Source organism: Paracoccus binzhouensis (genome assembly GCF_016446475.1).
GTDB classification, from domain to species: domain Bacteria; phylum Pseudomonadota; class Alphaproteobacteria; order Rhodobacterales; family Rhodobacteraceae; genus Paracoccus; species Paracoccus binzhouensis.
Genome location: NZ_JAEHFP010000044.1, coordinates 21,371 through 31,054 on the forward strand (window position 1 = coordinate 21,371; position 9,684 = coordinate 31,054).

Here is a 9,684-nt window from a genome sequence, read left to right on the forward strand (position 1 = left end):
CGGTGGCCCGCTTGCTGTCAGATTTCGCCCATGAGGATGCAGAGAAACACCTGGGCCCCGCGCAGGCTGGCGCTTTCGGCGCTGGCCGCCGCCGCCATTGCCCTGATCGTCTGGGCGGGCAGCGTGCTGGCGCACCGGCATTCGCTGGCCCAGGGCTATGCGCGGGCGGAAACGGCGCTGCGGCTGACGGTCAACGCGCTGGACGCCGACCTGGCGCGCTACGAGGTGATGCCGCAGCTGATCGGCAACCTGGACCTGATCCGGCAGCTGGCCGCCGATCCCGGCGACAGGGCGCTGCGCGATGCCACCAACCGCTGGCTGGCGGCGCAGAACGCGGCGCTGCGTGCCTCGGACATCTACCTGATCCTGCCGGACGGCGAGACCATCGCCGCCTCGAACTACCAGCAGGAGCTCAGCTTCGTCGGGCAGAACTTCAGCTATCGGCCCTATTTCATCGACGCCATGCGGGGCCGGCCGGCGCGGTTCTACGGCGTGGGCACCACCTCGGGGGTCAGGGGCTATTTCTTCTCGGCCCCGGTGCGGGACGCGGCGGGCGGGATCATCGCCGTGGTGGCGGTCAAGATCGGCGTGGACCGCATCGAGGCCGGCTGGCGCGGCAGCGAATATCGCGTGCTGGTGACGGACCCGGACGGCACCGCCTTCCTGTCCTCCGAGCCGAGCTGGCTGTATCACAGCCTTTATCCGCTGACCGCCGACCGGCTGGCGCGGACCGCGGCCTCGCGCCGCTATGCCGAAACGCCGCTGGCCGAGTTTCCGCTGCAGCGGCTGGACGGCGGCGGGGTCGAGCTGCTGCGCCTGCCTGCCTCGCTGGCCGATCCGGCGGCGGGGGTGCGGGACTACATCGCCGCCTCGCAGACCATGGCCGATGCCGGCTGGACGGTGCATGTGCTGCTGGACAGCGCCGCGTTGCGGGCCGAGGCGCGGCTGATGGTGCTGAGCCTGGTGCTGCTGCTGTCGGCGGCGCTGTTCGGGGCGCTAATGCTGCGCCAGCGCCGCGCCCGCATCGCCGAGCGCCTGGCCGCCACCGCCGAGCTGGAGCGCCGCGTGGTCGAGCGCACCGCCGACCTGGCGCGCGTGAACAGCCAGCTGGAGCAGGAGATCGCCGAGCGCCGCGCCACCGAGGTCGAGCTGCGCGCCGCCCAGACCAGCCTGGTGCAGGTCGGCAAGCTGGCGGCGCTGGGGCAGATGTCGGCCTCGCTGAGCCACGAGATCAACCAGCCGCTGGCGGCGGCACGCAACTATGCCGACAGCGCCGCCATCCTGATCGAGCGCGGCGACTACGCCCGCGCCCGCGACAACATCGCCGAGATCCTGGCGCTGGTGGACCGCATGGCCGCCATCGGCAAGCACCTGCGGCAGGCGGCGCGCAAGCCCGGCGACAAGCTGGGCGCGGTGGCGCTGGCGCCGCTGCTGCGCGAGACGCGGACCATCGTCGGCACCCGGCTGGCGGCCAGCGGCGCGGTGCTGGAATGCGACATCCCCGCCGACCTGCCGCCGCTGCGCGCCGGGCCGACGCGACTGCAGCAGGTGCTGGTGAACCTGATCACCAATGCCGCTGACGCCGTCGAGGGCGCGCAGGACCGCCGCATCACGCTGTCCGCCCGGGCCGAGGGCGGGCGCGTCACCATCGGCCTGCGCGACCGCGGCCCGGGCGTGCCCGAGACGATCGCAGCGCGGATCTTCGATCCGTTCTTCACCACCAAGGGCATGGGCGCAGGCCTGGGGCTGGGCCTGTCGATCACCGCCAATATCGTGCGCGATTTCGGTGGCGAGATCTCGGTGCGGGATGCCGGGCCGGGCGCCGAGTTTCGCGTGGTCCTGCCCGCCGCCACCGACGCGCGAGGAGAGGCCGCATGACCGCCCGCGTGCTGCTGGTCGATGACGACGAACAGATGCGCAGCTCGACCGCGCAGGCGCTGGAGCTGGCCGGTTTCGCGGTCGAGCCGCTGGCCTCGGGCGAGGAGGCGCTGGCGCTGGCCGGGCCGGGCTTCGCCGGCGCGGTGGTCAGCGACATCCGCATGCCCGGCATGGACGGCATGACCCTGCTGGGCCGGCTGGGCGAGGTCGATCCCGACATCCCGGTGATCCTGGTCACCGGCCATGCCGAGGTGCCGCTGGCGGTCGAGGCGATCCGCGGCGGCGCCTATGACTTCATCGAGAAGCCCTTCGTGGTGCAGGAGCTGGCCACCGTCATCCGCCGCGCCATCGACCATCGCGCCCTGGTGCTGGAAAACCGCCGCCTGCGCGCCGTCGCCGGCAAGCGCGACGATGTCGAGGTGCGGTTGCCAGGCCGCACCCAGGTCATGGTCGATCTGCGCTATCGGCTGCGGGCCATCGGCGCCTCGGATGCCGATGCGCTGATCATCGGCCCGACCGGCGCCGGCAAGGAGGTGGTGGCCCGCGCCCTGCACGACATCTCGCCCCGCGCCGGCCGGCCCTTCATCGCCATCAACTGTGCCGCCCTTCCCGAGGCGCTGATCGAAAGCGAGCTCTTCGGCCACGAGGCCGGGGCCTTTCCCGGCGCCCTGCGCCCGCGCTACGGCAAGTTCGAGCACGCCCGCGGCGGCACGGTGCTTCTGGACGAGATCGGCTCGATGCCGCTGGAACTGCAGGCCAAGCTCTTGCGGGTGCTGCAGGAACGGGTGATCACCCGGCTGGGCTCGAACGACCCGGTGCCGCTGGACGTGCGCTTCATCGCCGTCAGCAAGGTCGAGCTGGCCGATCTGGTGGCGCGCGGCGCCTTCCGCGAGGATCTCTACTGGCGGCTGAACGTGGCGGTGCTGCATGTCCCGCCGCTCTCGGCCCGGCGCGAGGACATTCCCCTGCTGTTCCTGCAGCTGCTGCGCGAATCCGCCGCGCGGCACAACATCCCCGAGCGCGAGGCGCCGCCGGCCTTCCTGTCCGGCCTGGCGGCGCGGGAATGGCCGGGCAACGTGCGCGAATTGCGCAACCTGGCCGAGCGTTTCGTGCTGGGGCTGGAAGGGGGCGCCGAGATCGGCCCGGCGCAGGGCGCGCGGCTGGCCGACCGGGTGGCGGCGTTCGAGCGCAGCCTGATCGCCGGTGCCATTGCCGCCCATGGCGGGCGGCTGCGCGCCGTCTACGAGACGCTGGGGATCTCGCGCAAGACTCTCTACGAGAAGATGCAGAAATACGGGCTGGACCGACGGCTGATCGTCGAGGCGGCGGACGAGGATTCGTGATCCGGCAATGCCGATCTGGGTGGATTTCCGCCCATCCTTTGCCGCCATTGTCACCTTTTCCACCCATTTTCTGCCGTCCGGCGCCGAATCCGTGCCGGTCCGGCGCATTTGCATTTGTCTGAAACCCTTGCGCGCGCCCAACCTGATGCCGTCGGCCGCGCATCGGGGAGCGCGCGGCCCAAGGTCCATGAACCAGGGAGGGAAAGATGGCTCATCCGAAGCTTGCGGCCGCGCTTGCCGCGGCGCTGACATTCACCACCGCTGCCACCACCGTTGCCCATGCGCAGGATTATCCCAGCCGGCAGATCACCATGGTCGTGCCCTTCTCGGCCGGCGGGCCCACCGATACGGTGGCGCGGCTGGTGGCCGAGAAGATGTCGGCCGATCTGGGCCAGCAGATCGTGGTCGAGAACGTCGGCGGCGCCGGCGGCACGCTGGGCGCGGGCCAGGTCGCCAAGGCCGAGCCGGACGGCTATACGCTGCTGCTGCACCATATCGGCATGGCGACCTCGGCCACGCTTTACCGCAACCTGGCCTATGATCCGCTGCAGGCCTTCGAATATGTCGGCCTGGTCACCGAGGTGCCGATGGTCGTCGTCGCCCGCAAGGATTTCGAGCCCACGGATTTCGCGGGCTTCCTGGACTATGTCAGGACGCATGGCGAGAGCCTGACGCTGGCCAATGCCGGAATCGGCGCCGCCAGCCACCTGTGCGGCATGCTGCTGATGCAGGCGCTGGACACGCCGCTGGTGACGGTGCCCTACAAGGGCACCGGCCCGGCGATGACCGACCTGCTGGGCGGGCAGGTCGACGTGATGTGCGACCAGACCACCAATACCACCCAGCAGATCAAGGGCGGCACGATCAAGGCCTATGCCGTGACCTCGCCCGAACGGCTGGCGCTGTTCCCGGATCTGCCGACCGCCAAGGAAAGCGGGCTCGAGACGCTGGAATTCGGCATCTGGCACGGCATCTACACGCCGAAGGGCACGCCCGCCGAGATCAACGAGCGGCTGTCGAAGGCGCTGCAGCTGGCGCTGGCCGACGAGGGCGTGATCAAGGCCATGGCCGATCTGGGCACCACGCCCTCCTCGGCCGAGGAGGCGACGCCCGCGGCGCTGAAGGCCAAGCTGGAGGCCGAGATCGCGCGCTGGAAGCCGGTGATCGAGGCTGCCGGCGTCTATGCCGACTGATGCCGCCGCCCTGCCGCCGCGATGGCGGCGGGGCAGCTTCAAGCGGGGGGGAAACCACATGTCCACCAAACCCAAGGACAAGACCGACATCGCGGCCGGCCTGCTGCTGATGGCGGCGGCGGGATTTTTCGGCTGGCAGACCATGGGACTCGAGATCGGCAGCTCGCTGCGCATGGGGCCGGGCTATTTCCCGATGGTGCTGTCGGCGCTGCTGATGCTGCTGGGGGCGATCATCCTGCTGCGCGCCTTCGGCCGCGAGGATGACGAGCCCTTCGGCGCCGTCGCCTGGCGCGGCATCCTGTTCATCCTGCCCGCGCCGATCTTCTTCGGCCTGACCGTGCGCGGCCTGGGCTTCGTGCCGGCGCTGTTCGTGACCACGCTGATCGCCTCGCAGGCCTCGCTGCGGATGCGGCCGCTGGCGGCGCTGGTGCTGGCGGGTGGGGTCACCATCCTGTCCACCCTGATCTTCAGCTATGGCCTGGGGCTGCCGTTCCGGCGCTTCGGCCCCTGGCTGGGAATGTGAGGCCGCCATGGATCTGCTCGGCAATCTCGCCATGGGCTTCTCGGTCGCCTCGTCGCTGGCGAACCTGGCCTTCTGCCTGATCGGGGTGATCCTGGGCACGCTGATCGGCGTGCTGCCCGGCATCGGCTCGACCGCGACCATCGCCATGCTGCTGCCGATCACCTTCCAGCTCGAGCCGGTCAGCTCGCTGATCATGCTGGCGGGGATCTATTACGGCGCGCAATACGGTGGCTCGACCACCGCCATCCTGATCAACATGCCCGGCGAAAGCTCGTCGGCGGTGACCGCCATCGACGGCTACCAGATGGCGCGCAAGGGCCGGGCCGGCACGGCGCTGTCGGTGGCGGCGCTGGGGTCGTTCTTCGCCGGCTCGGTCGCGACCTTCCTGGTCGCCATCTTCGCGCCGCCGCTGACCACGGTGGCGCTGAAATTCGGCGCGGCCGAGTATTTCAGCCTGATGGTGCTGGGGCTGGTCATGTCGGTGGCGCTGGCGCATGGCTCGGTGCTGAAGGCGCTGGCCATGGTGGTGCTGGGCCTGCTGCTGGGCATGGTCGGCACCGACATCTATACCGGCACGCCGCGCTTCACCCTGGGCATCACCAACTATGCCGACGGGCTGAACTTCGTCGCGGTGGCCGTCGGCGTCTTCGGCATCGCCGAGATCCTGCGCAATCTCGAGGACGAGCATGACCGCGAGGTGATGACGAAGAACATCAACCGCCTGTTCCCGACCGGCGCCGAGCTGAAGCAGATGATCGGCCCGGTGCTGCGCGGCACCGGCGTCGGCTCGGTGCTTGGCATCCTGCCGGGTGGCGGGGCGATCCTGGCTTCCTTCGCCTCCTATACGGTGGAAAAGAAGCTGTCGGACCATCCCGAGGAATTCGGCAAGGGGGCGCTGGCCGGCGTCGCCGGGCCGGAGTCGGCCAACAATGCCGGGGCGCAGACCAGCTTCATCCCGCTGCTGACGCTGGGCATCCCGGCGAACCCCGTCATGGCGCTGATGATCGGCGCGATGATCATCCAGGGCATCGTGCCGGGGCCGAACGTGGTCAGCGAACAGCCGCAGCTGTTCTGGGGCATCATCGCCAGCATGTGGATCGGCAACCTGATGCTGGTGGTCCTGAACCTGCCGTTGATCGGACTGTGGGTCAGGTTGCTGACCGTGCCCTATTACGTCCTGTTCCCGATCATCATGGCGATGTGCTCGATCGGGGTCTATTCGGTCAATTCGAACACCTACGACCTGTTCGCCGTCGCCTTCTTCGGGCTCTTGGGCTATGTCATGTCCAAGCTGCGCTGCGAGCCGGCGCCGCTGCTTCTGGGCTTCGTCCTCGGCCCGCTGCTCGAGGAGAACCTGCGCCGCGCCATGATCCTGTCGCGGGGCGATCCCGCCACCTTCTTCACCCGCCCGATCAGCCTGGTGCTGCTGCTGATCGCGGTCGGGGTGCTGGTGCTGGTCTTCATGCCGCAGATCCGCAAGCGCCGCGACGAGGTCTTCACCGAAAGCGACGCATGAGCCATCCGTCAAACCATCTGGGAGGAAATCCATGACACCATCCATCACCCGCCGCCTGCTTCTGGGCGCCGCCATGGCGCTTGGCCTGGCCGGGACCGCCGCCGCCGAATTCCCCGAGCGGGCGATCACCCTGGTCATCCCCTTCTCGGCCGGCGGCTCGACCGACGTGGTCGGCCGCATCGTGGCCGAGAAGATGAGCCAGCAGCTGGGCCAGCAGGTGGTCGTGCAGAATGTCGGCGGCGCCGGCGGCAGCCTTGGCGCGCAGCAGGTCGCCAAGGCCGAGCCGGACGGCTACACGATCCTGATGGCCACGGTCGCCACCCATGCGCTGAACCCGCTGATCCTGAAGCAGAAGCCCTATGATCCGGTGGCTGATTTCGCCCCGGTCTCGCTTCTGGTGCTGGTGCCGAACGTGCTGGCGGTGAACCCCGAGCTGCCGGTGAACAGCGTCCAGGAGCTGATCGACCTGGCCAAGAAGGAGCCGCTTGCCTATGCCTCCTCCGGCAACGGCACGCCGCTGCACCTGTCGGGCGAGCTGTTCAAGTCCATGGCCGGCGTGGACATCACCCATATCCCCTACAAGGGCTCGGGCCCGGCGCTGACCGACGTGCTGGGCAACCAGGTGCCGATCATCTTCGACAACCTGCCTTCGGCCTCAAGCCATATCGCCAGCGGCAAGCTGCGCGCCCTGGGCGTGACCACGACCGAGCGCGCGCCCAGCTTCCCCGACGTCCCGGCCATCGCCGAGACCCTGCCGGGCTACGAGACCTATAGCTGGAACGCACTCTTCGCCCCGGCCGGCACCCCGCCCGAGGCCATCGCCGCGCTGAACAAGGCCGCCGTCGCCGCCATGGCCGACCCGGCCGTGGCCGAGCGGATGAAGGAGTTCTCGGCCAGCATCGTCGCCTCGACCCCCGAGGAACTGGCCGAGCATGTCAAGGCCGAGATGGCGAAATGGGAGCCGGTGGTGAAGGACGCCAATGTCAGCCTGGACTGACGCCTGACGCCTTGAGGGCCGGGCGGGCGCTCTGCCCGGCCCCGCGGCGGTCGGCCGCTCAGGGCCTGGGCACGGCGCAGGGATCGGCGGGACGGACCAGCCCGTGGCCGAAGACCTCGTCCGGCCCGGCCTTGCCCAGATCCTGCGCCGAGGCCTGCAGCCGGCGCCGCACCTCGGCCGGCGCCAGCCCGGGCTCGGCCTGCAGCAGCAGCGCGGCGGCGGCGGTGACGAAGGGCGCCGCGAACGAAGTCCCGGTCTTGGTCCGCGCCCCGCTGATCGAGGCGGCGGTCCAGACATCCACCCCCGGCGCCGCCAGGTCGATATGGCCGCCGCGGCTGGCCCGGCGATAGACCTGTGCCCGGCGGTCCACCGCCGTCACCGCGATCACCGGGTCATAGGCCGCCGGATAGGCCGGCCGCGCCGCCGGACCGCCATTGCCGGCCGCCGCGACCAGCACGATGCCCTGCCGGTCCATCTGGCGGATCTGCCGCGCCAGTGCCTGGTTCGGCGGACCCGCCAGCGACAGGTTCACGATATCGACGTCCTGCGCCGCCAGGTGGTCCAGTGCCTCGACCAGGGCGAAGGCATCGGCGCGCTCGTCCTGGCGCTGCTTGTGGAAGGCATCGACGGCGATCAGCTCGGCCTGCGGCACCAGCCCGGGCGTGCGGCTGTCGGCCCGGCCCACCAGCAGCGCCGCGACCGCCGTGCCGTGCAGCCGGTCCGAGGGGGCGACGCCCTTGCCGGCCTCGATGCGGTGCACCGTGATCCGCGAATCCTTCAGCACGTCATGGCCGGGGTTCAGCCCGGTATCGACCATGCCGATCCGCGGCGGATTGCCGCAGCCCGAGGTCCGCGCCGGCCAGGCGATCATCTGCCGGGCCGGGCAATCGGCGCCCCGGCACTCGGCCGCCGGCACCGGCGCATTGCCCGGGCGGTAGAAATGGTTGAAATCCGCGGCATCGGCCGAGCCGATGGCCCGCACCCGGTCGCGCGCCGCATCCATGGTCATCGCATCGGGCTTGCGCAGCCGCACCAGCGGCGTGCCCGCGGCAAGCCGGGTCTCGCGCAGCACCCGGAAGCCCTCGGCCTGCAGCGCCTGCAGGTCCTGCGGCGCCAGGCCCTGCGCGATCACCTCGTTCGGGGCACGCAGCGGCAGCGGCGCGACGCGGGCCTGCGGGGCCGGGCGACGCCGGCGCGGAGCATCGTCGTCATCATCGTCATCGTCGTCGCTGCCCCCGTCATCATCGTCATCCGCCCAGGCGGCCGAGCCAGCCCAGCCCGGCGCCTCGGGACGCAGGTCGGCGGTCAGCACGGCCAGGGCGACGATCAGGAACACGAGCAGGCGGGTCGGCATGGCATTCTCCTTCCAGAGCGTTTCTGGACATTCTACGTCAGGCAGATTCTATTATTCCCGCCAGTCGTCAACTTCATCCGTCGTGGAGGTTCCATGGATGCGGCTTTCAGCGAAGCCCTGATCGCGCTCTTGCCGAACCTGCGGCGCTATGCGCTGTCGCTGACCCGGCGCCCGGACCAGGCCGACGATCTGGTCCAGATCACCGTCGAGCGCGCCATCGCCCATGCCGCCGGCTTCGACGCCACGCAGCGGCTGGAGCCCTGGCTGTTCCGCATCATGCGCAACGCCTTCATCGACCAGACCCGGCGCCAGCGCAGCGCCGGGGTGCAGGTGGATATCCACGACATGCCCGAGGCGCTGCCGACCGATCCCGGTCCGGCGCTGGAAGCGCGGCTGATGCTGCACAGCGTCGAGGCCGCCATGGCCGAACTGCCTGCCGAGCAGCGCGAGATCCTGCATCTCGTCTGCGTCGAGGAGATGAGCTATGCCGAGACCGCGCGCATTCTCGACATTCCCATGGGCACGGTGATGAGCCGGCTGTCGCGGGCGCGGCTCGCGCTGGCGGAAAGGTTGGGAATAAGATGACGGCCGGCGCGTATTCCGGGAAAGACCGCGAAGGGGATGGGCCCATGCAGATCGACGACGAAACCCTGATGGCGCTGGCCGATGGTGAACTGGACCCCGGCCGGACCGAGGCGGTGCGCCGCGCGGTCGCCGCAGATCCCGAGCTGCAGGCCCGCCTGCACCGCTTCGAGGAGACCCGCCGCCTGCTGGCGGGACTGCGCGGCCGGGGCGGCGGGGCAGGGGCGGCGGCAGGGACTGAGGATCCGCTGGCCGCGATGATCCGCGCCGCCGCCGCGAAGCCCACCGCCGCCACGCC

At 70.3% G+C, this 9,684-nt stretch carries 8 protein-coding genes and 1 pseudogene; 8 read left to right on the top strand and 1 reads right to left on the bottom strand.

Translation table 11 applies throughout. From position 1 onward, the window contains the following. Positions 1–30: 30 nt before the first annotated feature. The 6 genes from I9P22_RS11855 to I9P22_RS11880 all read left to right on the top strand — a co-directional run bounded on the left by I9P22_RS11855 (position 31) and on the right by I9P22_RS11880 (position 7,450). The gene (locus I9P22_RS11855; RefSeq protein ID WP_199259688.1) at positions 31–1,878 is read left to right on the top strand and encodes a sensor histidine kinase; all 1,848 of its coding nucleotides are present in this window, start codon (positions 31–33) and stop codon (positions 1,876–1,878) included. After that, positions 1,875–3,221: a sigma-54-dependent transcriptional regulator gene (locus I9P22_RS11860; RefSeq protein ID WP_199259689.1), complete on the top strand. Its 1,347-nt coding sequence runs from the start codon at positions 1,875–1,877 to the stop codon at positions 3,219–3,221. Before I9P22_RS11855 ends, I9P22_RS11860 begins: the two co-directional genes overlap by 4 nt. Positions 3,222–3,427: 206 nt before the next feature. Beyond that, positions 3,428–4,414, top strand: coding sequence for a tripartite tricarboxylate transporter substrate-binding protein (locus I9P22_RS11865; protein ID WP_199259690.1), 987 nt, complete (start codon positions 3,428–3,430; stop codon positions 4,412–4,414). A 58-nt stretch (positions 4,415–4,472) separates the two neighbouring features. After that, entirely contained in the window at positions 4,473–4,937 is a 465-nt protein-coding gene (locus I9P22_RS11870) for a tripartite tricarboxylate transporter TctB family protein (protein WP_199259691.1), read from the top strand. 7 nt (positions 4,938–4,944) lie between these two features. Next, positions 4,945–6,453 (top strand): tripartite tricarboxylate transporter permease, encoded by a 1,509-nt coding sequence (locus I9P22_RS11875; RefSeq protein WP_199259692.1) that lies wholly within the window; start codon positions 4,945–4,947, stop codon positions 6,451–6,453. Positions 6,454–6,484: 31 nt separating this feature from the next. After that, positions 6,485–7,450, top strand: coding sequence for a Bug family tripartite tricarboxylate transporter substrate binding protein (locus I9P22_RS11880; RefSeq protein ID WP_199259693.1), 966 nt, complete (start codon positions 6,485–6,487; stop codon positions 7,448–7,450). A 58-nt stretch (positions 7,451–7,508) separates the two neighbouring features. Here the strand turns inward: I9P22_RS11880 and I9P22_RS11885 are convergent, their stop codons facing one another. Next, positions 7,509–8,804: a S8 family serine peptidase gene (locus I9P22_RS11885; protein WP_199259694.1), complete on the bottom strand. Its 1,296-nt coding sequence runs from the start codon at positions 8,802–8,804 to the stop codon at positions 7,509–7,511. A gap of 93 nt (positions 8,805–8,897) precedes the next feature. On the opposite strand from I9P22_RS11885, the gene I9P22_RS11890 reads away from it, so the two are divergent. Together I9P22_RS11890 and I9P22_RS11895 are read left to right on the top strand one after the other, a co-directional pair. Then, positions 8,898–9,389 carry an RNA polymerase sigma factor gene (locus I9P22_RS11890; RefSeq protein ID WP_199259695.1) on the top strand — a complete coding sequence of 164 codons (492 nt, stop codon included), beginning with the start codon at positions 8,898–8,900 and terminating at the stop codon, positions 9,387–9,389. A gap of 44 nt (positions 9,390–9,433) precedes the next feature. After that, a pseudogene (locus tag I9P22_RS11895) lies at positions 9,434–9,684 on the top strand (hypothetical protein); the annotation flags it as partial.

Excerpts from the sequence above, each read along its gene's own strand:
- I9P22_RS11855 (WP_199259688.1), top strand. The coding sequence starts at position 31 with ATGAGGATGCAGAGAAACACCTGGGCCCCGCGCAGGCTGGCGCTTTCG.
- I9P22_RS11860 (WP_199259689.1), top strand. The coding sequence starts at position 1,875 with ATGACCGCCCGCGTGCTGCTGGTCGATGACGACGAACAGATGCGCAGC.
- I9P22_RS11865 (WP_199259690.1), top strand. The coding sequence starts at position 3,428 with ATGGCTCATCCGAAGCTTGCGGCCGCGCTTGCCGCGGCGCTGACATTC.
- I9P22_RS11870 (WP_199259691.1), top strand. The coding sequence starts at position 4,473 with ATGTCCACCAAACCCAAGGACAAGACCGACATCGCGGCCGGCCTGCTG.
- I9P22_RS11875 (WP_199259692.1), top strand. The coding sequence starts at position 4,945 with ATGGATCTGCTCGGCAATCTCGCCATGGGCTTCTCGGTCGCCTCGTCG.
- I9P22_RS11880 (WP_199259693.1), top strand. The coding sequence starts at position 6,485 with ATGACACCATCCATCACCCGCCGCCTGCTTCTGGGCGCCGCCATGGCG.
- I9P22_RS11885 (WP_199259694.1), bottom strand. The coding sequence starts at position 8,804 with ATGCCGACCCGCCTGCTCGTGTTCCTGATCGTCGCCCTGGCCGTGCTG.
- I9P22_RS11890 (WP_199259695.1), top strand. The coding sequence starts at position 8,898 with ATGGATGCGGCTTTCAGCGAAGCCCTGATCGCGCTCTTGCCGAACCTG.